The 23,007-nt window shown below is 71.7% G+C and carries 23 protein-coding genes; 6 read left to right on the forward strand and 17 right to left on the reverse strand.

Annotated elements, in window-relative coordinates; translation table 11 throughout:
- Positions 1 to 83 precede the first annotated feature (83 nt).
- The 5 genes from N5I75_RS22600 to N5I75_RS22620 form a co-directional block, all read right to left on the reverse strand.
- A complete protein-coding gene (locus tag N5I75_RS22600) occupies positions 84 to 809 on the reverse strand; it encodes an ABC transporter ATP-binding protein (protein WP_476679943.1) in 726 nt (241 codons plus the stop codon).
- Positions 810 to 907: 98 nt separating this feature from the next.
- Positions 908 to 2,125: an alginate lyase family protein gene (locus N5I75_RS22605; RefSeq protein WP_476679945.1), complete on the reverse strand. Its 1,218-nt coding sequence runs from the start codon at positions 2,123 to 2,125 to the stop codon at positions 908 to 910.
- A 221-nt stretch (positions 2,126 to 2,346) separates the two neighbouring features.
- Positions 2,347 to 3,120, reverse strand: coding sequence for a DUF3710 domain-containing protein (locus N5I75_RS22610; protein WP_476679947.1), 774 nt, complete (start codon positions 3,118 to 3,120; stop codon positions 2,347 to 2,349).
- A gap of 1 nt (position 3,121) precedes the next feature.
- Positions 3,122 to 3,640 (reverse strand): dUTP diphosphatase, encoded by a 519-nt coding sequence (dut, locus tag N5I75_RS22615; RefSeq protein WP_476679949.1) that lies wholly within the window; start codon positions 3,638 to 3,640, stop codon positions 3,122 to 3,124.
- Positions 3,637 to 4,221, reverse strand: a complete 585-nt coding sequence (locus tag N5I75_RS22620) for a PaaI family thioesterase (protein ID WP_476679951.1) — start codon at positions 4,219 to 4,221, stop codon at positions 3,637 to 3,639. The genes dut and N5I75_RS22620 overlap by 4 nt, the downstream gene beginning before the upstream one ends.
- A gap of 58 nt (positions 4,222 to 4,279) precedes the next feature.
- Between N5I75_RS22620 and N5I75_RS22625 the strand changes: the two genes are divergently transcribed.
- Complete coding sequence (locus N5I75_RS22625; protein WP_476679953.1) at positions 4,280 to 4,726, forward strand: DUF3093 domain-containing protein; 447 nt, start codon at positions 4,280 to 4,282, stop codon at positions 4,724 to 4,726.
- Positions 4,727 to 4,771: 45 nt separating this feature from the next.
- Here N5I75_RS22625 and N5I75_RS22630 read toward each other — a convergent pair whose 3' ends face one another.
- From N5I75_RS22630 to N5I75_RS22645, 4 genes are all read right to left on the reverse strand, one after another.
- On the reverse strand, positions 4,772 to 5,782 hold the full coding sequence (locus N5I75_RS22630; protein ID WP_476679955.1) for a hypothetical protein: 1,011 nt from the start codon (positions 5,780 to 5,782) through the stop codon (positions 4,772 to 4,774).
- 13 nt (positions 5,783 to 5,795) lie between these two features.
- On the reverse strand, positions 5,796 to 6,092 hold the full coding sequence (locus N5I75_RS22635) for a DUF4193 domain-containing protein (protein WP_018535993.1): 297 nt from the start codon (positions 6,090 to 6,092) through the stop codon (positions 5,796 to 5,798).
- A 427-nt stretch (positions 6,093 to 6,519) separates the two neighbouring features.
- On the reverse strand, positions 6,520 to 7,755 hold the full coding sequence (locus N5I75_RS22640) for a sensor histidine kinase (RefSeq protein ID WP_476679958.1): 1,236 nt from the start codon (positions 7,753 to 7,755) through the stop codon (positions 6,520 to 6,522).
- Between the two features lie 7 nt (positions 7,756 to 7,762).
- Positions 7,763 to 8,416 carry a response regulator transcription factor gene (locus N5I75_RS22645; RefSeq protein WP_398193288.1) on the reverse strand — a complete coding sequence of 218 codons (654 nt, stop codon included), beginning with the start codon at positions 8,414 to 8,416 and terminating at the stop codon, positions 7,763 to 7,765.
- A 325-nt stretch (positions 8,417 to 8,741) separates the two neighbouring features.
- Between N5I75_RS22645 and N5I75_RS22650 the strand changes: the two genes are divergently transcribed.
- Positions 8,742 to 8,915 (forward strand): hypothetical protein, encoded by a 174-nt coding sequence (locus N5I75_RS22650; protein WP_476679960.1) that lies wholly within the window; start codon positions 8,742 to 8,744, stop codon positions 8,913 to 8,915.
- A gap of 128 nt (positions 8,916 to 9,043) precedes the next feature.
- Here N5I75_RS22650 and N5I75_RS22655 read toward each other — a convergent pair whose 3' ends face one another.
- Together N5I75_RS22655 and N5I75_RS22660 are read right to left on the reverse strand one after the other, a co-directional pair.
- Entirely contained in the window at positions 9,044 to 9,841 is a 798-nt protein-coding gene (locus tag N5I75_RS22655) for an inositol monophosphatase family protein (RefSeq protein ID WP_476680124.1), read from the reverse strand.
- Positions 9,842 to 9,884: 43 nt separating this feature from the next.
- Entirely contained in the window at positions 9,885 to 11,024 is a 1,140-nt protein-coding gene (locus N5I75_RS22660) for a ferrochelatase (protein ID WP_476679962.1), read from the reverse strand.
- A gap of 130 nt (positions 11,025 to 11,154) precedes the next feature.
- Between N5I75_RS22660 and N5I75_RS22665 the strand changes: the two genes are divergently transcribed.
- Positions 11,155 to 12,411 (forward strand): MFS transporter, encoded by a 1,257-nt coding sequence (locus N5I75_RS22665; RefSeq protein ID WP_476679964.1) that lies wholly within the window; start codon positions 11,155 to 11,157, stop codon positions 12,409 to 12,411.
- On the forward strand, positions 12,359 to 13,690 hold the full coding sequence (locus tag N5I75_RS22670) for a D-arabinono-1,4-lactone oxidase (RefSeq protein ID WP_476679966.1): 1,332 nt from the start codon (positions 12,359 to 12,361) through the stop codon (positions 13,688 to 13,690). Before N5I75_RS22665 ends, N5I75_RS22670 begins: the two co-directional genes overlap by 53 nt.
- 12 nt (positions 13,691 to 13,702) lie before the next feature.
- On the opposite strand, the gene N5I75_RS22675 is transcribed toward N5I75_RS22670, so the two are convergent.
- A complete protein-coding gene (locus N5I75_RS22675; protein WP_476679968.1) occupies positions 13,703 to 14,854 on the reverse strand; it encodes a hypothetical protein in 1,152 nt (383 codons plus the stop codon).
- Between the two features lie 610 nt (positions 14,855 to 15,464).
- Between N5I75_RS22675 and sepH the strand changes: the two genes are divergently transcribed.
- Positions 15,465 to 16,451 (forward strand): septation protein SepH, encoded by a 987-nt coding sequence (gene sepH / locus N5I75_RS22680; protein ID WP_476679970.1) that lies wholly within the window; start codon positions 15,465 to 15,467, stop codon positions 16,449 to 16,451.
- A 3-nt stretch (positions 16,452 to 16,454) separates the two neighbouring features.
- On the opposite strand, the gene N5I75_RS22685 is transcribed toward sepH, so the two are convergent.
- Positions 16,455 to 17,315: a sulfurtransferase gene (locus N5I75_RS22685; protein ID WP_476679972.1), complete on the reverse strand. Its 861-nt coding sequence runs from the start codon at positions 17,313 to 17,315 to the stop codon at positions 16,455 to 16,457.
- Between the two features lie 289 nt (positions 17,316 to 17,604).
- On the opposite strand from N5I75_RS22685, the gene N5I75_RS22690 reads away from it, so the two are divergent.
- Positions 17,605 to 18,381 carry a VOC family protein gene (locus tag N5I75_RS22690; RefSeq protein WP_476679974.1) on the forward strand — a complete coding sequence of 259 codons (777 nt, stop codon included), beginning with the start codon at positions 17,605 to 17,607 and terminating at the stop codon, positions 18,379 to 18,381.
- A 24-nt stretch (positions 18,382 to 18,405) separates the two neighbouring features.
- Here the strand turns inward: N5I75_RS22690 and N5I75_RS22695 are convergent, their stop codons facing one another.
- From N5I75_RS22695 to N5I75_RS22710, 4 genes are all read right to left on the reverse strand, one after another.
- Positions 18,406 to 19,050 carry a thymidine kinase gene (locus tag N5I75_RS22695; protein WP_476679976.1) on the reverse strand — a complete coding sequence of 215 codons (645 nt, stop codon included), beginning with the start codon at positions 19,048 to 19,050 and terminating at the stop codon, positions 18,406 to 18,408.
- A gap of 52 nt (positions 19,051 to 19,102) precedes the next feature.
- Positions 19,103 to 20,290, reverse strand: coding sequence for an alkaline phosphatase family protein (locus N5I75_RS22700; RefSeq protein WP_476679978.1), 1,188 nt, complete (start codon positions 20,288 to 20,290; stop codon positions 19,103 to 19,105).
- Positions 20,287 to 20,877 carry a DUF5998 family protein gene (locus tag N5I75_RS22705; protein WP_361077160.1) on the reverse strand — a complete coding sequence of 197 codons (591 nt, stop codon included), beginning with the start codon at positions 20,875 to 20,877 and terminating at the stop codon, positions 20,287 to 20,289. The genes N5I75_RS22700 and N5I75_RS22705 overlap by 4 nt, the downstream gene beginning before the upstream one ends.
- A gap of 66 nt (positions 20,878 to 20,943) precedes the next feature.
- A partial coding sequence (locus N5I75_RS22710) for an acetate--CoA ligase family protein (protein ID WP_476679980.1) occupies positions 20,944 to 23,007 on the reverse strand: 2,064 nt, incomplete at its 5' end.

A 23,007-nucleotide genomic window follows, 5' to 3' on the forward strand; every position in this document is an offset into this window, starting at 1 on the left:
GGACCCACGAAGAGGACAGGATGCCTGGTGGGCGGGTGTCTTTGACGCAACTCTGATGCCGCGCGGGCCGCGCGGCGGCGGGTTCAGTGCTCGACGATCTCGCCGTCGCTCAGCTCCAGGACGCGGTCGGCGAGGCCGAGCAGGGTCGTGTCGTGGGTGGCGACGAGCGCGGTGACGCCCTCGCTGCGCACGACGGCGCGCAGCAGCTCCATGACGGCGAGGCCGGTCTCGGCGTCGAGCTGCCCGGTCGGTTCGTCGGCGATGAGCAGGGCCGGCTCGTTGGCGAGGGCGCGGGCGATGGCGACGCGCTGCTGCTGGCCGCCGGAGAGTTCGCCGGGCCGCTGCCTGGCGTGGTCCGCGAGCCCGACGAGACCGAGCAGCAGCTCGACGCGCTCCTCGCGCGCGCGCACGGGCGCCTTGCGCAGCCGCATGGGGACGCCGACGTTCTCGGCGGCGGTGAGGATCGGGATGAGCCCGAAGGACTGGAAGATGAAGCCGATCCGGTCCCGGCGCAGCTCCAGGAGCCCGTTCTCGCCGAGGTCGGCGAGGCGGCGCCCGTCGACCTCGATGTGCCCGCCGTCGGGCTCGTCGAGGCCGCCCACGAGGTTGAGCAGCGTGGTCTTGCCGGACCCTGATCGGCCCTTGAGGGCGACGAGTTCGCCGCGCGGCACCTCGAAGGAGACGCCGCGCAGGGCGTACACCGCGGCGGCGCCGCTCCCGTAGGAGCGGTGCAGGTCCCGCACGACGACCATCGGCCCGCGGCCGTCCTGGTCGAGGACGGCGGTCCCCGCCCCGGTGCTCTCGGTCATCCGCCTTGCCCCCCGTACATGTGTTCCCGGCCGGGCGCCAGTATGGTCACGTGGCGCCCGCCCGGGCAATGGCCGGAGCCGGTCGCGGAAAGTCCCGCCTAGCTCGGGTTCTCGGCGTGGGTCAGGGTCTCCCAGGCGACGAACAGATTGTTGGAGCCCGCGGGCCGCTGCTGCTCGGTCAGCTTCTGGGTGTTGGTCATGGCCGTGCCGAGGCGGGTGTGCAGGGCGTTGTAGCCGACCTCGGTGACGGGGCCGAGGCCGCGGTTGACGCTGCCGCCGCACAGGGTGCCGGGCACCGCCGTGCCGAGTTCGTACTTGGCCTGGAAGCCGAGCGCCTGCCGCAGCCGCTCCCCGACGTCGGTGCCGTACAGGTCCTGCCCTTGGATGCGGCTGGTCTCGGCGATGTGCGAGATGGCGGAGATGCCGTATCCGGTGTGGGTGAAGTCGCGACAGGTCTCCTGCGTCAACCCGGTCATGAAGGTTGACTGACCTTGCCAATAGTTGACGATCTTCGCCTTGGTATCGAGGTTCTGGCTCGGCACGGTCTTGGGCAGCGCGCCGTCCGACTCCAGATAGACGTAGGCGGCGGTCCGCGTCCGGAACTTCGCCATCGCCTTGTCGTACGACGCCTTGTCCTCCAGGAAGACGGAGATGCCGACGGCGGCCTCCATCATCGACAGCTCCCAGTTCCCGTTCGAGTTGGAGCCGTTGATCACCTTGGGCAGGTAGACGTCGCGCAGCATCGTCCGGAAACGGCCCTCGTTGGCCCAGCCGCCCGTGTACGTGTACTTGATGATCTCCGCGGCCTTGGGCCAGGAGGAGCCCGCCCAGCCGGTCTGCAGCGGCGCGTTGCTGTTGGTGTGCTCCTTGATCGACCCGGACCAGGCGTCCATCAGCGCGATCGACTTCTTCGCGTACCGCTCGTCGCGCGTGAAGTACCAGGCGAGCGCGTCGGTGTAGGCGGCTATCGCGTCCTCGCGCTCGTCGGTGCAGCCGTAGTTGGGGTTGGAGTACGAGCCGCACTCGACGGTGGCGCGCGGCTTGGGCGTGCGGTTCAGATCGGCGTACCTGCTCGCCATCATCTGGTCGAAGGCGCTCTTCCAGGGCTGCGCCCCGGCGTCGACCTTGGCCTTGGCGAAGTCGAGCTGCCCCTTGGAGACGGTGACTCCGGGGTGGGCGAACGTGGCGGGCGCGGCGTCGGCGCGGTCGGCGCCGGGGCCGGTGACGACACCGGCGACCAGCGCGGTGACGGCGGTGACGAGCGTGGCAAGCAGGGCGGGACGCGTGCGGCGGTGCTGCGTGGGACGAGCCTGCATGGTGGGGGCCATCCGTTCTCGTATGGACGAGGCCAACGTTCTTGTATGTGAACGTTGGGCGCCGATATGAACCACGGCGTTGGCCGGTGACCCTAGGTACGGACCAGACTTCCGTCAAGGGGTGAGAAAAGAAACGCAGTTGAAGCGCGCGGGCACACGACAACGGCCGGGGCCGCGCACCCTGTCGGATGCGCGGCCCCGGCCGTCATACGTACAACGCGTCAGCGAACCTCGGTGATCTCCGGGCCGCGGGCCAGCTGCCCCATGCCCCCGGAGAAGCGCGAGCCCTCGGCGGCGTCCTGACCGGCGCCCTCGGCGACCATCTGGGCGTCCTCGGGGAGCTTCAGGACGATCGGGTCGCGCGGGGCCATCGGGCCGTCACCGCGGACCACGACCGTGTCCCGGAAGATCTGCTCGAGGAGGCCGGCCGCCTGCGGCTGCACCGCGCCCTGGCCCGAGATCACACCGCGCAGGAACCAGCGCGGCCCGTCCACACCGATGAACCGGACCACCTGGAAGCCGCCCGTGCCGTCCGGCAGCTGCACCGGCACCTGGGCCCGCAGCTCCCAGCCGAGCGGGCCCTCGACCTCGTCGATCACACCGCCCTGCTGCGTGATGCCGCCGGCGATCTCCTCGCGGACCTCGCCCCAGATGCCCTCCTTCTTGGGGGCGGCGAAGGCCTGCAGCTGCACCGCGCTGTCCTGCAGGACGACGGTCGCGGCGACGATCGCGTCACCCGCGACCTCCACGCGCAGCTCCATGCCCTCCACACCGGGGACGAAGAGCCCGCCCAGGTCGACCCGGCCCTCGCCGGGCTCGCGGACCTCGGTCGAGTCCCAGGGGCCGTCGGGGCGCGGCTCGGGCTCGAGCCGGACGCGCTCCGGCTCCCCCTCGGCGTCCGTGTCGGCACTGTCGACACCGTCGACCTGCTCGGCCTCGCCCGCCGCGTCCACTGCGTCTTCAGCGGAGCTGTTCTTCTTGCGACGTCCGAACACGTCACTGTCCTTCCCGGTCGGATACGACCGAAGCGTATCGATTCCCACCCTTTTGACCGTCCGTGCCCACGGAGGCATGTCCGCCCGTGGACCCGAAGCCCCCCTCGGCCCGAGCGGAGTCGGGAAGCTGGGCCACCTCGTGGAAGCGCACCCTCTCGACCTGCTGGACGACCAGTTGGGCAATCCGGTCGAAACGCTCGAACCGCACACTGTCGCGCGGGTCGAGATTCACCACGATCACCTTGATCTCCCCACGGTACCCGGCATCCACCGTCCCTGGGGCATTCACCAGAGCGACACCGCAGCGGGCCGCGAGGCCGGACCGCGGGTGCACGAAGGCCGCGTACCCCTCGGGCAGCGCGACAGACACCCCGGTGGGCAGGACCGCGCGCTCGCCGGGGGCGAGCTCGCACGCCTCGGTGGTCCGCAGATCCGCGCCCGCGTCGCCCGGATGCTCGTACGCGGGCAGCGGCACATCGGCGTCGACACGCCGGATGAGCACGTCCAACGGCTGGGTCACGGGTTCACCTCGAAGGCGCGGGCGCGCCGGACCTGGTCCGGGTCGCTCATGGCCGCCTGGATCTCCTCCGGGCGGCCGTTGTCGATGAAGTGGTCGACCTTGACCTCGATGAAGAGGGCCTCGGCCCGGACCGCGACGGGCCCGTCGGGGCCGCCGATCCGGCCGGTGGCGGTCGAGTAGATCTTGCGCCCGGCGACCGCGGTGACCTCGGCGGACAGGTACAGCACGGTGTCCACGGGCACGGGGCGCACGAAGTCCGTCTCCAGGCGGCCCGTCACGGCGATGACGCGCAGCAGCCAGTTCAGCGAACCCAGCGTCTCGTCGAGCGCGGTGGCGAGGATGCCGCCGTGCGCGAGGCCCGGAGCGCCCTGGTGGGCGGCGCGCACGGTGAACTCGGCGGTGACGCTCACGCCGTCCCCGGCGCGGGCCTCCAGGTGCAGCCCGTGCGGCTGCTCGCCGCCGCAGCCGAAACAGTGTCCGTAGTGCGCGCCGAGGAGCTCTCCCGGGGCGGGAGCGTCGGGGTGCCGCACGGGCGCTATGGCGTCGGCGGGGGGCGTCAGAGCTGCTGAAGTACCACTCACAGGCGCAGACCTTACCCGCGCGCCCTGTGCCCTCGCGCATCGTGCCAAGCTTGGCCCTATGGAGCTCTCGACGACGCCTTACGAAGAACGCCTCACCGCCCCCCGTACGTGGTGGCTGGTGAGCTTCCTGGTGGGTGTCGCCTGCGGTCTGACCCTGCTGCCGTTCGGCACGCTTCCGCTGCTCGGCGGTTTCGTCGGCGGCCTGCTCGTGGCGGCGGTCCTCACCAGCCAGTACGGCTCGGTCCGTATCCGCGTCGTGGCCGGTTCGCTGGTCGCGGGCGACGCGAAGATCCCGCTGTCGGCCCTGGGCGACGTGGAGATCCTGGACGCGGAGGAGGCCCGCGCCTGGCGTACGTACAAGGCGGACCCGCGCGCGTTCATGGTGCTGCGCAGCTACATTCCGACGGCGGTGCGCGCGAAGATCACTGATCCGACGGACCCGACGCCGTACGTCTACCTGTCGACGCGCGAGCCTGAAGCTTTGGCAAAGGCTCTGGGCGCCTGAAGGGTTCTGGCCGTCCGAGGCCGCGCGGGGGCGCTCGGTCCTCGCTCAGTCCTCGATCTCCAGAGCGTTCTTGGGCGTCGCCAGCGGCGGCAGCTCCGGCAGCGCGTCCCAGGGCACCTGGAAGCGCCGCAGGTCCTTGCGCACCCGCTCGGCGAGGCGCTTGGTGTCCCTGCGGTTCATGGCACCGCCGACGGCGGCGCCGACCAGGAACGGCATGAGCATCGGCAGATCGCGCAGCATCCGCTTCATGATCTGCTGACGGAGCTCGCGCTTCATCTGGCCGCCGAGCGCGCTGTCGAACGTCGTGGGTTTCGCGATGTCGATGCCGCGCTCCTGCGACCAGGAGGACAGATAGACGCCGCTGCGGTCCATGAGGCCGCCCTTGGGCCGGACTCCGTAGACCTCGTGCAGTTCGGCGATCAGCTTCAGCTCGATCGCGGCGACGCCCGTGATCTCCGCGGCCAGCTCGGCCGGCATCGCGGGCGGTACGGGCAGCATCGCGGCCGCGCCGATCCCGGCGCCCACCGTCGACGTGGCGGCCGCCGCTCCGGCGACGAGCTTGTCGGCGAGGTCCTCCGGTCCGAGGCCCGGGAACTGTCTGCGCAGGGTCGCGAGGTCCCGTACGGGCACGCGCGGCGCGATGTCGATGATCCGGTCGGCGAGGTGGCCGAGGCCGGCTCTGGCGGCGGCGCCGCCCTTGGCCATTCCGGTCCTGGCGGCGCTGCCGCCCTTGATCATCCCCGTTCTGGCCACACTGCCGGTCTTGCGTACGCCGTCGCGCACGGCGCTCGCCCGGCGGCGGGCCGGCCGTACGTCGGGGCCGGCCGTGTCCGTCGCGTCGGCCGCGTCGGCGTCGTGCTGGTCCACGACGCCGGCCGCCGCCGGCTCGCCCGCCGCATCACGCGCGTGAGCCACTTCGAGCGAGGCGCCCGCACCGCTGTCAACGGTGGAAGAGCCTCGCTCGTCGTCGTCACGCACGGCCTCCGACGGGCCTTGTGCCGCGTTCCAGCGTCTGATCCGGACGCGGCGCTTCCAGGGCGGGGTCGAGCCACTCATGCCCGACCCCACCTCAGTCGCAGTCGCGGCAGATCGGCTGGCCGTTCTTCTCCCGCGCGAGCTGGCTGCGGTGGTGCACCAGGAAGCAGCTCATGCAGGTGAACTCGTCCTGCTGCTTGGGCAGGACCCGGACGGCCAGCTCCTCGTTGGAGAGGTCGGCGCCCGGGAGCTCCAGGCCCTCGGCCGCCTCGAACTCGTCCACGTCCACATTGGACGCCGACTTGTCGTTCCGCCGGGACTTCAGTTCTTCGATGCTGTCCTCGTTGAGGTCGTCATCGGTCTTGCGTGGGGTGTCGTAATCCGTTGCCATGTCGCGCTCTCCCCCTCTGGGTGTATGCGGTGTCTCAGCGCACGTAACGCATGAGAGGCCGGACTTGTGCCCGACCTGAGGCGGAGATTTTGCCTCACATCAAGGTCTGTTACTCAATCGACACCCAACCGGACCTCTTTGTAGTGATCAGCTTGGGTGGCGAACCGGACCGTACACCGTCCGATTTGGCTCCGCACGGGCGCCACCCCGTGTACTTCCCGTGATCAAGCTGCCCGAAAACTCGGATTTTCCGGCTTTCAGGCGGCTTTTGCGATCACGGAGCGTGGAGGACGGGAATATCGTCCTTGTGATCGATCACACACGAACCTTCCGGGCGCAACTCCCGAAAATTCCGCTATAAGCGAACCCCTGCGGCGCGTCGGCGGAAGCATGTCAGATCCGTACGTCCGTCGCACGCCGAACCGGGCTAGATCGGCAGCGTGACACGCATCACCAGGCCACCTCCCTCGCGGGGAACCGCGCTGATCCGGCCACCGTGGGCGCGGGCGACCGAGCGGGCGATGGACAGTCCGAGACCCACACCCTTGTCGCTGCCCGTGCGCTCGGTGCGCAGCCGCCGGAACGGCTCGAAGAGGTTGTCGATCTCGTACGCGGGGACGACCGGACCCGTATTGGTGACGAGCAGGACGGCCTGGCCGTGCTGGGCGTCCGTGTGGACCTCGACCCAGCCGTCCTCCGCCACGTTGTACCGGATCGCGTTCTGCACGAGGTTCATCGCGATGCGCTCAAGCAGCACGCCGTTGCCCTGGACGACCGCCTCCTTGCGCTCGCCGCGGATCTCCACGCCCTTCTCCTCGGCCTCGGCCCTGGCCTGATCGATCGCCTGGGCGGCGACCTCCGCGAGGTCCACGGGCTTGCGCTCGACGATCTGGTTGTCGCTGCGGGCGAGCAGCAGCAGGCCCTCGACGAGCTGTTCGCTGCGCTCGTTCGTGGCGAGCAGCGTCTTGCCGAGCTGCTGGAGCTCGACCGGGGCGCCCGGGTCCGAGAGGTGGACCTCCAGGAGGGTGCGGTTGATGGCGAGCGGGGTGCGCAGCTCGTGCGAGGCGTTGCCGACGAAGCGCTGCTGCGCGGTGAACGCCCGCTCCAGGCGGTCGAGCATCTCGTCGAAGGTGTCCGACAGCTCCTTGAGCTCGTCGTCCGGGCCGTCCAGCTCGATGCGGCGGGTCAGGTCCGAGCCGGCCACGCGGCGCGCGGTGCGCGTGATGCGGCCGAGCGGGGACAGGACCCGTCCCGCCATCGCGTACCCGAAGGCGAACGCGATGATCGCGAGGCCGAGCAGCGCCATCAGGGAACGGCTCAGGAGGACGTCCAGGGCGTGCTGGCGCTGCTGGTTGACGCAGTCGTTCAGGGCGTCGTTGAGCTGGTTGTCCGTCGGGTCGTTCGGGAAGGTGCAGACGGAGCTGACGAGGTTGTGGTTGATGATCTTGAACGGCAGTTCGCTGCCCACGTTGAGCGCCTGCGCCGCGAGCATGTAGATGATCGAGAGCAGCAGGATGCCCGCGATGAGGAACATGCCGCCGTAGAGCAGCGTGAGCCGTATGCGGATCGTGGGGCGGAGCCAGGGGAAGGGCGGTTCGACCTTCGCGCCGGGCTTCCAGGTCGGCTTCGGTGGCGCGCTGGGGGGCGCTGGTGCGGCGGCCATGGAGGGATCAGATCCGGTAGCCGGAGCCGGGTACCGTGACGATCACCGCGGGCTCGCCGAGCTTGCGGCGCAGCGTCATGACGGTGACGCGCACGACGTTGGTGAACGGATCCGTGTTCTCGTCCCAGGCCTTCTCCAGGAGCTGCTCGGCGGAGACGACGGCGCCCTCGCTGCGCAGCAGTACTTCCAGTACGGCGAACTCCTTGGGGGCGAGCTGGATCTCCTTGCCGTCGCGGAACACCTCGCGCCGGTTCGGGTCGAGCTTGATCCCGGCGCGCTCCAGGACGGGCGGCAGCGGCACGCTCGTACGGCGTCCGAGGGCCCGGACGCGGGCCGTCAGCTCGGTGAAGGCGAAGGGCTTGGGCAGGTAGTCGTCGGCGCCCAGCTCCAGGCCCTCCACGCGGTCGCTGACGTCGCCGGAGGCGGTGAGCATCAGGATGCGGGTGGGCATGCCCAGCTCGACGAGTTTGCGGGCGACGTCGTCGCCGTGCACGAGCGGGAGGTCGCGGTCGAGGACGACCACGTCGTAGTCGTTGACGCCGATGCGCTCCAGGGCGGCCGCACCGTCGTACACGACGTCGACGGCCATGGCCTCCCGGCGCAGTCCGGTGGCCACCGCATCGGCGAGCAGTTGCTCGTCCTCGACGACGAGTACGCGCACGTCGCTGTCCTTCCTCTGGCCGCCCGCGGGCGGGTTCGGACGCGCGCGGACGGATCTGTTTCCTGGGGTGTGAGCCTCCATCCTGCCCCTTTCGGCCATAAACCGGCTGTAAGGCGACCAGGCGCAGCAGCGGCCCCGGTTTTTCTGGCGCATCGAGGTTTCCCCGGAAGGGCCGTGGGGGAGGACGGGTTTACACCCGCGATCACGCTTTGTATGTGGCGTGCCACGAGCTGCCAGCCGCGGGGCGGCTGGAGACGTGATCGCCCCTTCCACAGGGCACACCCCCGTGCCACCGACCCACGACCCAGGACGAGGGGGCGCAACCATGGACGCATTCACCGCAGGACTTCTGCAGCGCATAAAGGCGGCCGAGTCCGACCTCACGCTGGCGCGCGAGACCGGCGACGACTTCCTTGCCGAGGTCGAGCAGGGCGAGCTGGACGACCTCCACCGCCTCGCCGCCGAGCACGGCGTGGAGATCCACGCCGCGACCGCCTGACCACCCGTTCCGCGCACAGACACGCACAGACACGTACGGCCGTACAGGGAAGGGCCCCGGCGCCTGATATCGATCCAGGCGGGCGCCGGGGCCCTTCGCCGTGTCCGCGGCCGGTCGGGCCGTTCGGGTCAGTCGTGCCAGGCGCCGAGCTCGTCGAGAAGGGTCCGGAGCTGCTCGAAGAGGCCGGGCGGCGCCGCGATCGTCAGTTCGGGCGAGACGGGCTCGCCGGGGCGGCCGCCGGTCAGGACGCCCGCCTCGCGCGCGATGAGGTCGCCGGCGGCGTAGTCCCAGGGGTTGAGGCCCCGCTCGTAGTACGCGTCCAGGCGGCCCAGCGCCACGTCGCACAGGTCGATCGCGGCCGAGCCGCCCCGCCGGATGTCGCGGACCCGGGGGACCAACTCCCGTACGACGTCGGCCTGATGGGCTCTGCGTGTCTCCAGGTAGCCGAATCCGGTGCCGACCAGGGCCTGCGCGAAGGGCGGTGCCACGCGCGCGTGGGCGGCCAGGTCGTTGACGAAGGTCCCCTCCCCCAGGACGGCGCGGTAGGTCTCGCGGCGCATGGGTGCCGCGACGACGCCGACGAGGGTCTCGCCGTCCTTGCGGGCCGCGATGGAGACGGACCAGTCGGGGCGCCCGTACAGGTAGTTGACGGTCCCGTCGATGGGGTCGATCACCCACTGGACGCCGCTGGTGCCCTCGCGGGAGGCGCCCTCCTCGCCGAGGACGCCGTCGTCGGGGCGGCGCTCGACCAGGTAGTCCGTGATCAGCTTCTCGGAAGCGATGTCCATCTCGGTGACCACGTCGACGGAGCTGGTCTTGGTGGCGGCCACGCCGAGGTCGGCGGGGCGCCCGTCCCGCAGGAAGGCCCCGGCGCGGGCGGCCGCCTCCAGGGCGACGTCGAGCAGTTCGGCCTTGAGGTCGGCCAGGTCGGCCAAGTCGGCCCGGAGGTCGTCGGTCACGTCGGGTTCCTTACGCGTACGGGCTGTCGGCACCCGCGGCGGCGGGCTTGGGGGCGCGGGCCGGGCAGCAGCCCACGGGGCACAGATCGTGGCTGGCGCCGAGCGCGCCCAGGGCGCACGGTGTGACGTTTTTCCCGCTCTCCGCCTCGGCACGCTCCAGGATCAGCTCCCGTACGGCGGCGGCGAAGCGCGGGTCCGCGCCGACGGTCGCGGAGCGGCGCACCGGCAGGCCCAGCTCCTCGGCCTTCGCGGTGGCCTCGGTGTCGAGGTCGTACAGGACCTCCATGTGGTCCGAGACGAACCCGATGGGGGCCATGACGACGGCCGGGACGCCCGCGCCGTGGCGCTCCTCCAGGTGGTCGCAGATGTCGGGCTCGAGCCACGGGATGTGCGGGGCGCCGGAGCGCGACTGGTAGACGAGCTGCCAGGGGTGGTCGACGCCGGTCTCCTCGCGCACGGCGTCGGCGATCAGCCGCGCGACGTCCAGGTGCTGCCGGACGTACGCGCCGCCCTCACCGTGCGCCTCGACGGGCCCGGAGGTGTCCGCGGCGGCGGTCGGGATGGAGTGCGTGCTGAACGCGATGTGGGCGCCGTCGCGGACCTCGTCGGGCAGCTCGGCGAGGGACTTCAGGACGCCGTCGACCATGGGGCGCACGAAGCCGGGGTGATTGAAGTAGTGCCGCAGCTTGTCGATCCTCGGCAGCTCCAGGCCCTCGGCCTCCAGTGCGGCGAGGGACTCGGCGAGGTTCTCGCGGTACTGACGGCACCCCGAGTAGGAGGCGTACGCGCTCGTGGCGAGCACCAGGATGCGGCGGTGGCCGTCGGTGACCATCTCGCGCAGGGTGTCGGTCAGGTACGGCGCCCAGTTCCTGTTGCCCCAGTAGACCGGCAGGTCCAGGCCGTTCTCGGCGAAGTCCTTGCGCAGGGCGTCGAGCAGCGCCCGGTTCTGGTCGTTGATCGGGCTGACCCCACCGAACAGGAAGTAGTGCTGACCCACCTCCTTGAGCCGCTCCTTCGGGATGCCGCGGCCGCGTGTCACGTTCTCCAGGAACGGGACCACGTCGTCCGGGCCCTCGGGGCCTCCGAACGAGAGCAGCAGCAAAGCGTCGTAGGGGCGGGCATCAAGGCTGGCAGCGAGCGCGTCTGGCATGTCTTCGATCCTGCCACCCGCCACTGACAGGCGGAAAACTGCCATGCCGTCCGGTCCCTGACACGCGTAAGCTGTATCGGCCGCATTAGCGACTTACCCCTTACGTCCCGCACTTTCCGCCGGAGTCCCGTTGCCCAGCCCGTACCGCGCCATTTTCGCCCTGCCCGGCACCAAGAGCTTCTCCCTAGCCGGGTTCCTGGGCCGGATGCCCCTGTCGATGATGGGCATCGGCATCGTGACCATGGTCTCGCAGCTGACCGGGCGCTACGGCCTCGCGGGCGCCCTGTCCGCGACGGTGGCGCTGTCCGCCGCGGTGATCGGGCCGCAGATCTCGCGCCTGGTCGACCAGTACGGCCAGCGGCGCGTCCTGCGCCCGGCCACGCTGGTCTCGCTCGTCGCGGTCGCCGGGATGCTGCTGTGCGCGAAGTACGAGGCGCCGGACTGGACGCTGTTCCTGTGGGCCGCGTTCATCGGCTGCGTCCCGAGCGTCGGCTCCATGATCCGCGCGCGGTGGGCGGTCCTGTACGGGAACACCCCACGCCAGTTGCACACGGCGTACTCCTTCGAGTCCGTGATCGACGAGGTGTGCTTCATCTTCGGGCCGATCATCTCGATCGGCCTGTCCACGGCCTGGTTCCCGGAGGCGGGGCCGCTCCTTGCGGGCTGTTTCCTCGCCGCGGGCGTCTTCTGGCTGACCTCGCAGCGCGCCACGGAGCCCGCACCCCACCCGCGCGCGCAGCATGGCGGCGGGTCGGCGCTCCGCGCGCGTGGGCTGCAGGTCCTGGTGGCCACGTTCGTGGCGACGGGCGCGATCTTCGGCGCGGTCGACGTGGTGACGGTGGCCTTCGCGGAGGACCAGGGGCACAAGTCCCTGGCCAGTGTGGTGCTCGCCGTGTACGCGGCCGGGTCCTGTGTCGCGGGCGCCGTGTTCGGCCTGCTGCACTTCAAGGGGGCGCCCGCGCGCAGGTGGCTCCTTGGGGTCGTGGCGATGGCCGTGAGTATGATCCCCCTCCAACTGGTCGGGAACCTGGCGTTTCTGGCCGTGGCGCTCTTCGTTGCGGGCCTGTCCATCGCGCCGACGATGATCACGACGATGGCCCTCGTCGAGCAGCACGTACCACGCGCGAAACTGACCGAGGGCATGACGTGGGTGAGCACCGGGCTCGCGGTCGGTGTCGCGCTCGGCTCCTCCGCGGCCGGCTGGGTGATCGACGCCGCCGGTGCGAAGGCCGGGTACGGGGTACCGGGGATCGCCGGCGCCGTCGCGGTCCTGGTCGCGTTCCTCGGCTACCGCCGGCTGAAGCAGCCGGTTCCGCGGCGGGGAGGAACTACCGATGAGCACGGCGCAGACGAGCAGCGGCGCGAAGAACGGCGCAGCGTGGCGTAACTGGGCGGGGAACGTCACCGCGCGTCCCGTACGCGAGGTGGTGCCCGCGTCCGTGGAGGAGCTGTCCGCCGCGGTCCGCCGGGCGGCACAGGACGGCCTGAAGGTGAAGGCCGTCGGGACGGGCCACTCCTTCACGGCGGCCGCGGCCACCGACGGGGTGTTGATACGCCCTCAACTGTTGACCGGCATCCGCACCATTGACCGCACCAACATGACGGTCACGGTCGAGGCGGGCACTCCGCTCAAGCGGCTCAACGTGGCCCTCGCCCGTGAGGGCCTGTCGCTCACCAACATGGGCGACATCATGGAGCAGACCGTCTCCGGCGCCACCAGCACCGGCACCCACGGCACGGGCCGTGACTCCGCGTCCATCGCCGCGCAGATCAAGGGGCTCGAACTGGTGACGGCCGGCGGGGAGCTGATCACCTGCTCCGAGAAGGAGAACCCGGAGGTGTTCGCGGCCGCCCGGATCGGCCTCGGCGCGCTCGGCATCATCACGGCCATCACCTTCGCCGTGGAGCCGGTCTTCCTGCTCACCGCGCGGGAGGAGCCGATGGCCTTCGACCGGGTCATGGCCGACTTCGACGAGCTGCACGCCGAGAACGAGCACTTCGAGTTCTACTGGTTCCCGCACACCGGCAACTGCAACACCAAGCGCAACAACCGCAGCGCCGGACCCGAGGCCCCCGTCTCGCGGATCAACGGCTTCATCGAGGACGAGCTGCTCTCCAACAGCCTCTTCCAGGTGGTCAACTCGCTCGGCCGCGCGGTGCCCGCCACGATCCCGGCGATCGCCAAGCTCTCCAGCAAGGCGCTCTCCGCCCGGACGTACACCGACATTCCCTACAAGGTCTTCACATCTCCGCGCCGGGTGCGGTTCGTGGAGATGGAGTACGCCGTTCCGCGCGAGGCGCTCGTGGAGACGCTGCGCGAGCTGAAGTCCATGGTGGACCGCTCGACCCTGCGGGTCAGCTTCCCTGTGGAGGTCCGCACCGCCCCCGCCGACGACATCGCGCTGTCCACGGCGTCCGGCCGCGACAGCGCCTACATCGCGGTCCACATGTACAAGGGCACCCCGTACCAGCGGTACTTCACGGCCGCCGAGCGGATCTTCACCGCGCACGAGGGGCGACCCCACTGGGGCAAGATGCACACGCGCGACGCGGCGTACTTCGCCGAGGCGTACCCGCGTTTCGGGGAGTTCACGCAGCTGCGCGACCGCCTCGACCCCGACCGGCTCTTCGGCAACGCCTACCTGCGCCGGGTGCTCGGCGACTGACCCTGCGGCGGCTCACTGGGCCGGGCTCTGCTGACCGGAGCCCGTGCCCGACCCGGTGTCCGTGCCCGACCTCGCACTCTGCGACGGGGTCGGCGTGGGCGTCGGGGTCGTCTTGCCGTCACCGGAGCCCGAACCGCTGTCCGAACCGTCGGAGCCGTTGTCCATCCCCGTTCCGGAGCCGGTGTCCGAGCCCGTTCCGGAGCCGTCGTCCGTGCCTTCGCTGCCGCTGGGAGTCGGGGTGGGCGTCTGGCTGCCGTCCGAGGACGAGCCGTCGTCCTCCTGTTGCGAGTCGCCGTCGGAGCCACTGCTGCTGCCGTCGGACGGCTGGGTGGTACCGGGGGTGGAGTCGCCGTTCCCGCCCCCGTCCTCGCTGCCGGACGAGCGGTGTCCGCTGAAGGCGTCCCGGAACGTGGTGCTGCCGCTGTCCCCGCTGAAGCTGTGCCCGGCCACCAGCTCGTACGTCGTGATGCCGCCCATGGTGACGCCGAAGACGACGGCGGCGGCGATCAGCGGCCGCTTCCAGCTTTTCCAGGTGTTGACGCGGGTCCTGTGGACGGTGCCCTCGGTGAACTCCTCGTCGGCGGGCGGCAGATCCGTGGCGGGCCGCAACGCGCGCGTGGCGTCGTCGATGCCCTGCGCGTCGTCGAGGTCGAGCGCGCCTGCCTTGAGGAGCTGCGTCTTGTCCGGGTCCAGGTCCGGAGCCGCCGTGCCGAGCAGACGGGTCCGCTCCGGGTCGACCGCGCCGAGCAGACGGGTCCGCTCCGGGTCGACCGCGCCGAGGAGCTGGGTCGCCTCGCTCTCCGGTCCCTCGGCGGCGGCCACGTCCGCCCCCGTCCCCCACGTCGTGGTCGTCGGCAGCGCGCCGCCCGGGCCCATGACCCTCGTGGCGTCCGCGGCGTCGGTCGCGTCCATCGAGGCGTCCGAGCGGAACGTGCGCGGTACGGGACGGCCCTGCGCCGTCAGCGGTATCTCCCGCCCCCTGGGCTTCGTGTGCACCGCGACGTCGCGTATCTGCTCGCCGGTGCGGCGGAAGAAGTGCTGGAAGACGGTGCCGCCGCAGGTGGCGATGGCGCTGACCACGCCGGCGCCCAGGATCGTCCCGTAGACGCCGAAACTGGAGGCGAGCTTGGCGGCCACCACCGCGGCGACGGCACTGCCCGCCACCTGAGGCACGCTCAGATCAAGCCGCTTCTTCCCTTGGGGCTCCCCCTGTCCGCCTTGCTCGTCACGGAAGTTGTCCGGCCTCGCACCCATCTCCGGTTCCGACCAGCCTTTCTCGACATACCGCCCTTTTCGCACTGAAGCTCCCGAGGCTACGCGAACTTCCTGTGCCGCATGAGAAAGGGACGTATGGCCGAAGCGGTCAGTTCCGTTTCTGGAGATTCCGTGAAGCACGCCACGCGCATCCGTCGCGAATCGGGCACACACCCAAAGCACCGCACGGCCAACTCCCGCACGGCACGAGAAGTTCGGCGGCGCGCCGATCCACGCGAGTGGCCCGAATGGAGTACTGTTGCGAGCCCTGGGTCCGGTCTCCCGCCAGGGTGTCCGGGGCCTTCCAGGACCACCGGGAGGGGGCTCGTTGCACAGGGTGACGACTTCGGTCACTTAGCGTTGCGAACGGATAACCGTGCCATAACGGCGCTCTCGGGTCGATGCCCGACACGCCGGGCAACTCGGCAAGGTTGTGGCAGGCTGCACCCGGGCAGGCCACACTCGACTAGCGGAAGCAGCGACGCACGTGACGTCGGCAGGCACCACCCGGGAGGTCCCCATGCCCGAACTGCGTGTCGTGGCCGTCTCTAACGACGGCACACGGCTGGTGCTGAAGGCTGCGGACAGCACGGAGTACACGCTTCCGATCGATGAGCGCCTCCGGGCCGCCGTGCGCGGCGATCGTCCGCGCCTCGGCCAGATCGAGATCGAGGTGGAGAGCCACCTCCGCCCACGCGACATTCAGGCGCGTATACGGGCAGGCGCGTCCGCCGAGGAGGTCGCCCAGTTCGCGGGCATCCCGGTGGACCGCGTCCGCCGCTTCGAGGGCCCCGTGCTCGCGGAGCGCGCCTTCATGGCCGAGCGGGCCAGGAAGACCCCTGTCCGCCGGCCCGGCGAGAACACCGGCCCGCAGCTCGGCGAGGCGGTGCAGGAGCGGCTGCTGCTGCGCGGCGCCGACAAGGAGACCGTGCAGTGGGACTCCTGGCGCCGCGACGACGGCACCTGGGAGGTCCTGCTCGTCTACCGGGTCGCGGGCGAACCGCACTCGGCGAGCTGGACGTACGACCCGCCGCGCAGGCTCGTCCAGGCCGTGGACGACGAGGCGCGCTCGCTGATCGGCGAGTCCGACGACATCGGCGCGCCCGAACCCACGTTCCCGTTCGTACCGCGGATCGCGCGGCTGCCCAGGGACCGGCCGCTCGACCGCGCCCTCGACCGGCAGTTGGAGCGTCCCGCACCGCCGGAGCCGCCCGCCGAGGAGAATCTGCCGGCGATCGCCTCCTCCTCGGAGCGCGACTCGCTGACCAGCCTCCTGGAGGCCGTGCCCAGCTACCGTGGCGACATCGTGGTGCCCGAGCGCCCGGTTCCTCCCGCCGGGGCCCCCCGAGCCGCCGCAGGAAGAGCCGGAAGCCCGCCCCGGCACGCGCCGGGAAGAAGCAGGAGTAAGCACCGGTACGGTACTGGCTGTACGTACCGGTGTACGTGGAGGGGCCCGCGCCGATCGGTCGGCGCGGGCCCCTCCACGTACTGCACGGCGTACGCGTAACCGCTACTGCGGGTCCGGCCCCGTCGCCACCGGGCGGGACTCGTCCGCGGACCACTCCGACCATGAACCCACGTAGAGCTGGGCGTCGATGCCCGCCACCGCGAGCGCCAGGACCTCGTGGGCGCCGGACACGCCCGAGCCGCAGTAGACGCCGACCTCGCCCGCTCCCCCGGTCGCGCCCAGGGCCTTGAAGCGGTCGGCGAGTTCGGCGGCCGGGCGGAACCGGCCGTCCGCCCCGACGTTCTCGGTGGTCGGTGCCGAGACGGCGCCCGGGATGTGGCCGCCGACGCGGTCGATGGGCTCCACGTCGCCCCGGTAGCGCTCGGCGGCGCGGGCGTCCAGGAGGAGGCCGGAGCGGGCGAGGGCGGCGGCGCCGTCCGCGTCCAAGAGACCGGTGGCACCCGGTGCAGGTGCGAAGGTGCCGGGTTCGTCCGGCGTCCGGGCGCCTTCCTCCAGGGGGCCGTCCCAGGCGGCGAGGCCGCCGTCCAGGACCCGTACGGACGGGTGGCCCGTCCAGCGCAGCAGCCACCAGGCGCGGGCCGCCGCCCAGCCCTGCCCGCCGTCGTACACCACGACGTCCCGGTCCGCCGATACGCCCACCGCGCGCATCGCCGCGCCGAAGTCGGCGAGGTCGGGCAGCGGGTGCCGGCCGGCGCCCGCACCGGCGTGACCGGCGAGTTCCGTGTCCAGGTCGACGAAGACGGCGCCGGGGACGTGGCCCGCCTCGTACTCCGCGCGGCCGTCGAACGCCGGTTCGCCTGCGGCTTTGGCGGCGCTCAGCTGCCAGCGGACGTCCAGCAACACGGGCGGGTGATCACCCGTCAGCTCGCTCGCGAGATCGGATGCGGTGATGATGGCATTCATGGGGGCCATCCTTGCTCATGGTCTGGCCCGAGCGCCCGCCTTCGGATAGCGTGCTCGATCGACTACCGAGCGTCATCCGGTCGGACACGGCCGGGTCGTGGCGCGGAAACGACCCAGAAACAACGTTTCGGGCATTCTCTGTGCGGAGCCCAGCGGATTCGGCGCGGTCAGGAAGCGCCACGCGGCACGGAGTGCCACCATCGAGCACGGGCGCGACGACACACGGGTTCCCGATCGCGGGCCTTCGACGGTTCCGTTCCGAGGGTTCCCTTCCGAGGAGAGAGTGACGATGACCGAGGCAGCAGCCGGGCGTGCGCCGGGGACACCCTGCTGGGTGAGTCTGATGGTGCACGACATGGCCGCGACCCAGGAGTTCTACGGGGCACTGTTCGGCTGGGAGTTCCGGCCGGGCCCCCAGCAGCTCGGCCCGTACGCGCGGGCCCTCCTCGACGGCAAGGAGGTGGCCGGCATCGGCGCGCTGCCGTCCGACCGGCATCTGCCGATCGCCTGGACGCCCTATCTGGCCTCGGACGACGTGGACGGGACCGCCGCGTCGGTGCGGCAGTGCGGCGGCACCGTCGGCGTGGGCCCGCTGGACGCGGGCGAGGCGGGCCGTATGGCCATCGGCTCCGACCCGTCGGGGGCCGTGTTCGGCATCTGGCAGGCCGCGGAGCACCTGGGCATGGCGGTGACGGGCGTGCCCGGCGCGGTGGCGTGGAACGAGCTGGTGACGCGGGAGACGTCGAGCGTGTCGAAGTTCTACCAGTCGGTCTTCGGCTACACCGAGGAGGCCGTCGTCTCCGCCGACTTCGACTGTCTGACGCTGCTCGTGGACGGGCGTCCGGTGGCCTCGGTGCAGGGCGTGGGGCATGCCCTGCCGCGCCATCGCGGCTCGCACTGGATGACGTACTTCGAGGTCGGCGACGTGGACGAGGCCGTCGAGAAGGTGGCCGACCTGGGCGGCCACACCGTGACGCCCGCGCGGAACGGATCCCTCGGCAGGGTCGCACGGGTGGCGGACCCGGAGGGGGCGGAGTTCGCGCTGCTGACGTCGGCGCCGTCCTGACCCCGTCGGCGGGCAGACAGGCTCTCAGGCCACGGGGAGCACGTCGGGCGACAGGGCCGCCGCCCGCGCCGTCGCGCTCGTCGTGAGCTTGCGGTGGTGGCGCCTGCACAGCACCTCGTAGCCGACCTCGTCCTCCGCGTGGTTGACGTCGCCGACGACGACCTGGGCGCCCTCGACGACCATCGCGCCGTTTATGGTGCGGGCGTTGTGCGTGGCGCGGGCGCCGCACCAGCACAACGCCTCGACCTGCAAGACCTCGACGCGGTCGGCGAGTTCGACCAGGCGCTGCGAGCCGGGGAACAGCTTGGAGCGGAAGTCGGTGGTGATGCCGAACGCGAAGACGTCGAGGCCGAGGTCGTCGACGACGCGGGCGAGCTGGTCGATCTGGTCCGGCGCGAGGAACTGCGCCTCGTCCGCGATCACGTAGTCCACCTTGCCGCCCTGCGAGAGGCGGTCCACGACGTACGCGTACACGTCCAGGTCGTCGGCGACCTCGACGGCGTCGGTGACCAGGCCGAGACGGGAGGAGAGCTTGCCCTCTCCGGCCCGGTCGTCGCGGGTGAAGATCATGCCCTGGAGGCCGCGGGCCGAGCGGTTGTGCTCGATCTGCAGAGCCAGTGTGCTCTTTCCGCAGTCCATGGTTCCGGAGAAGAACACCAGCTCGGGCATGGGGGTTCGAGCACCTTTCACGTGGGACGGAGAAAAAGAGGGGGCGCGGGCTTCAGGGACGTACTTCGAGCAGCGGAACGAGCTGCTCCGCCGGGGTCATCGAGCCGTGGTTGCCGACCATCAGGGACTCCTTCGGCTCGGTGCGCGAGGCGGTGATCAGCACGTCGTCGCGGGCGGCGGCGATGACGTCGCCGAGCCGCTCGCGGACCCGTGCGTCGACCCGCGGGCCGAACCAGCCCGCCTCGATCGCCTCCTCGCGGCTCGCGACCCAGAACTGCTCGCCGAGGACCTCGCGCCACACGGCGAGCACGTCGCCCTGCGCGCCGGGCACCGCGTAGACATGGCGCGCGCGGCCCTCGCCGCCCAGCAGGGCGACGCCCGCGCTCAGTTCCCAGTCCTCGTCGAAGTCGATACGGGACTGCTCGTCGAACGGGATGTCGATCATGCCGTGGTCGGCGGTGACGTACAGGGCGCTGCGCGGCGGGAGTTGCTCGGCGAGGCGCTGGGCGAGCCGGTCGACGTAACCGAGCTGGCCGCGCCAGGGGTCGGAGTCGACGCCGAAGCGGTGGCCCTTGCCGTCGACCTCGCTGTAGTACGTGTAGACCAGCGAGCGGTCGCCCCCGGCGAGCTGGGCCGCGGCCAGGTCCATCCGGTCCTCGCCGGAGAGGCGGCCGTGGAAGGTGCCGCCGCTGAGCGCGATCTTGGTGAGGGGCGTGGACTGGAAGGCGGGCGCGGAGACCTGGGCCGTGTGGACCCCGGCCTCGTGGGCGCGCTGGAAGATCGTCGGGTAGGGCTGCCAGGTCTGCGGCTTGGTCCACGGGGTCCAGCGGAGCTGGTTCATCAGCTCGCCGGTGGCGGGGTTGCGCACCGTGTAGCCGGGCAGGCCGTGGGCGCCGGGCGGCAGGCCCGTGCCGACCGAGGCGAGGGAGGTCGCGGTGGTGGCGGGGTAGCCCGCGGTGATCGGGGTGCCGGTGCCGCCGCGCGAGGAGGCGATGAGCGAGCTGAGGAACGGGGCCTCGTCCGGGTGCGCCTTGAGCTGCTCCCAGCCGAGGCCGTCGATCAGGAAGACGCAGGCGCGGTCGACCGGGGCCAGCTCGGGGATCGCGGCCTCGCAGCCGGGGACGCCCAGGTGGGAGCCGAGGGTGGGCAGCAGGTCGGCGAGCGATCCGGTGCCGTACGCCGGGACGGGAGCGGTGTGGACGGGCAGCGGCTCTACGTCGTCCCAGGCGGCCTGGGTCATCGGCGTCCCGCGTCCACGGTGGCCTCGGAGAGCGCCTGCGCGAAGGCGAGGGCCTGGCGCACGGTCTCGGGTCCGTCGCCCGCCTCGCTGACGCGCAGGCTCAGGTCGTCGGCGGTGGAGCTGCCCGTGTAGCCGTGGTCCGCCTCGCAGTTGGGGTCGCCGCAGGCGGCGGGCTCCAGGTCGATGCGGGAGACGGCGCCCCAGCCGATGGTGAGCACGACCTCGCGCGGGAGCGTGCCCGGAACGTACTTCTCGGGGTTGGCGACGACCCGGCTGAGCACGACCGAGGAGATGCGGTCGAGCTTCACGGACTCCGTGGACGTGGTCGCGTACGGCGTCGGGGACGTGGTGTCGGCGGCCTGCTCGTCGGTGTGGCTGACGATGAAGCGGGTACCGGTCAGGACCAGGACGGTGACATGCCGGCGGACCTCGTTCGCGTCGAACGTGGTCTCCTGGTGCACGAGGTACGACGAGATGGGCTCGCCGCCGACCGCGGCCTCCACCGCCTCGGCCACGAGGGCCGGGTAGTAGCCGCTGCGCTCGATCGCCGCTCGCAGCCCTTGGGTCGTCGTACTGGTCTTGGCCATGGGGTCCATCCTAAGGCCGGTCGGGGACTGCGGTTTGCGCCTGTGGATAACCGCCGGGGCCTTCGGTCAGTAGGCGACGGGCAGGGTGCGCGGCCCGAGGTCGCCCCGGACGGGCGGCGGGGCGAGGCGCACTGTGGCGCCGAGCACGGTCAGGCCGTCCTGGGCGACGACGACCGGTTCGAGCGTGACACCGACCACCTCGGGGTGGTCGTCGACGAGGCGCGAGACCCGCTGGAGCAGCTCCTCCAGGGCGGGGGTGTCGACGGGGGCGGCGCCGCGCCAGCCGAACAGCATCGGTGCCGTCTTGATGGAACGGATCATCGACTGCGCGTCCCGGTCGGTCACCGGGACGAGGCGGTGGACGATGTCGCCGAGCAGCTCGGACGGGGCGCCAGCCAGGCCGAAGGAGAGCACCGCGCCCGCGGCCTGGTCGATCACGGCCCGGACGACGGTGTCGACGCCGCGCGGGGCCATGGACTGCACGACGGGCCGCAGCTCGGCCGGGCTGCCCAGGCGCTCGGTCAGCTCCTCGTAGGCGCGCCGCAGGTCCGTCTCGTCGGCGAGGTCGAGGCGTACGCCGCCGAGGTCCGCGCGGTGGCGCAGGTGCGGGGCGGTCGTCTTGAGGGCGACGGGGTAGCCGAGGGCGCGCGCGGCGTCGGCGGCACCGGTGGCATCCGGCGCGGGCAGGGTCTGCCGGATGGCGATGCCGTAGTGCGCGAGGAGTTCGCGGGCCTGCTCGGTGGTGAGGTCGAGGCCGCGCGGGTCGTCCTCCTTGGTGAGCAGTTCGTCGATGAGGGCGGCGGCGCCCGCCTCGTCGATGTCGTCGTACTCGGGCACCTTGCCGGGCTCCGCCGCGTCGCGCCGCCACTGGGCATAGCGCACGACCTCGGCCAGGGCGCGGACGGCTCGCTCGGCCGCGGGGTAGGCGGGGATGAGGCGCGGCGTGTCCTCGGGCTCGCCGCCAGATGCGGGGGCCGACCCGCCGGGCAGCGCAGTCGGCCCGCCGGACACCGGAGACGTGCCGTCGGACATCGGAGACGTGCGGTCGGGCGCCGGAGACGTGCCGTCGGGCACTGGCGTCGGCGTGCACGCGCGCGTGTCGGGCGCGTCCGGCGCGTTGGGCCCTGTGCTGGTCGCTGCGGAGAGTGCTTCGGCGAGGCCGCCCAGTTCGACGTGGACGACGAGGACGGGCTTGGCGGGGGCGGCCGCGGCGGCGGCGCTGAGGGCGGCCGCGAGCTCCGCGTCCCCGGCCGGGTCCTCCCCCACGGCGGGCATCGCGGTGACGACGACGGCGTCGGTCTTGTCGTCGGCCAGCGCTTCGTCGAGCGCGGCGCGGAAGTCGGCCGGGGTCGCCGCCGTGGTCAGGTCGCGGGGCGGCTTGGGGCGCAGTCCTTCGGAGAGGCACACGTCGTAGGTGAGCAGACCGAGCGACTCGGAGTTGCCGAGGATGGCGACGCGCGGCCCCGCGGGCAGCGGCTGGCGGGCCAGGAGGAGGCCGGTGTCGACGAGTTCGGTGATCGTGTCGACGCGGATGACGCCCGCCTGGCGCAGCAGCGCGGAGACCGTCGCGTACGGGAGGCGGGTGGCGCGTACGGCGTGCCCGGTGGGGGCGATGCCGCTGTGGCGGGCGCCCTGCACGACGACCAGCGGCTTGGCCTCGGCGGTGCGGCGCGCGAGGCGGGTGAACTTGCGCGGGTTGCCGATGGATTCGAGGTACATGAGGGCGACGTCGGTGTCCGGGTCGTCGTACCAGTACTGCAGGACGTCGTTGCCGGAGACGTCCGCGCGGTTGCCCGCCGAGACGAACGTGGAGATGCCGGTGGCGCCGGTGACGCCGCCGCCCCTGCGGTGCAGGCGCGCGAGGAGGGCGATGCCGATGGCGCCGGACTGGGCGAACAGGCCGATGCGCCCCGGGCGCGGCATCTCGGGCGCCAGCGAGGCGTTGAGCCGGACGTCGGGCGAGGTGTTGACGACCCCGAACGCGTTCGGCCCGATGAGGCGCATGCCGTACGTGCGGGCCTGGCGGACCAGTTCGCGCTGGCGCTCGCGTCCCTCGGCGCCGCTCTCCGCGTAGCCGGCGGAGACGACGATCAGCCCCTGCACACCGCGCTCGCCGCACTCGGCGACGAC

This window comes from Streptomyces sp. R818, from assembly GCF_056172735.1.

Bases quoted from the DNA above. Each gene is read 5' to 3' on its own strand.
- N5I75_RS22650 (WP_476679960.1), top strand. From the start codon at position 8,742: ATGGACGCATTCACCGCAGGACTTCTGCAGCGCATAAAGGCGGCCGAG.
- N5I75_RS22690 (WP_476679974.1), top strand. From the start codon at position 17,605: ATGACCGAGGCAGCAGCCGGGCGTGCGCCGGGGACACCCTGCTGGGTG.
- N5I75_RS22600 (WP_476679943.1), bottom strand. From the start codon at position 809: ATGACCGAGAGCACCGGGGCGGGGACCGCCGTCCTCGACCAGGACGGC.
- sepH (WP_476679970.1), top strand. From the start codon at position 15,465: ATGCCCGAACTGCGTGTCGTGGCCGTCTCTAACGACGGCACACGGCTG.
- N5I75_RS22640 (WP_476679958.1), bottom strand. From the start codon at position 7,755: ATGGCCGCCGCACCAGCGCCCCCCAGCGCGCCACCGAAGCCGACCTGG.
- N5I75_RS22660 (WP_476679962.1), bottom strand. From the start codon at position 11,024: ATGCCAGACGCGCTCGCTGCCAGCCTTGATGCCCGCCCCTACGACGCT.
- N5I75_RS22685 (WP_476679972.1), bottom strand. From the start codon at position 17,315: ATGAATGCCATCATCACCGCATCCGATCTCGCGAGCGAGCTGACGGGT.
- N5I75_RS22700 (WP_476679978.1), bottom strand. From the start codon at position 20,290: ATGACCCAGGCCGCCTGGGACGACGTAGAGCCGCTGCCCGTCCACACC.
- N5I75_RS22695 (WP_476679976.1), bottom strand. From the start codon at position 19,050: ATGCCCGAGCTGGTGTTCTTCTCCGGAACCATGGACTGCGGAAAGAGC.
- N5I75_RS22705 (WP_361077160.1), bottom strand. From the start codon at position 20,877: ATGGCCAAGACCAGTACGACGACCCAAGGGCTGCGAGCGGCGATCGAG.
- N5I75_RS22630 (WP_476679955.1), bottom strand. From the start codon at position 5,782: ATGAGTGGCTCGACCCCGCCCTGGAAGCGCCGCGTCCGGATCAGACGC.
- N5I75_RS22605 (WP_476679945.1), bottom strand. From the start codon at position 2,125: ATGCAGGCTCGTCCCACGCAGCACCGCCGCACGCGTCCCGCCCTGCTT.
- N5I75_RS22635 (WP_018535993.1), bottom strand. From the start codon at position 6,092: ATGGCAACGGATTACGACACCCCACGCAAGACCGATGACGACCTCAAC.
- N5I75_RS22670 (WP_476679966.1), top strand. From the start codon at position 12,359: ATGAGCACGGCGCAGACGAGCAGCGGCGCGAAGAACGGCGCAGCGTGG.
- N5I75_RS22625 (WP_476679953.1), top strand. From the start codon at position 4,280: ATGGAGCTCTCGACGACGCCTTACGAAGAACGCCTCACCGCCCCCCGT.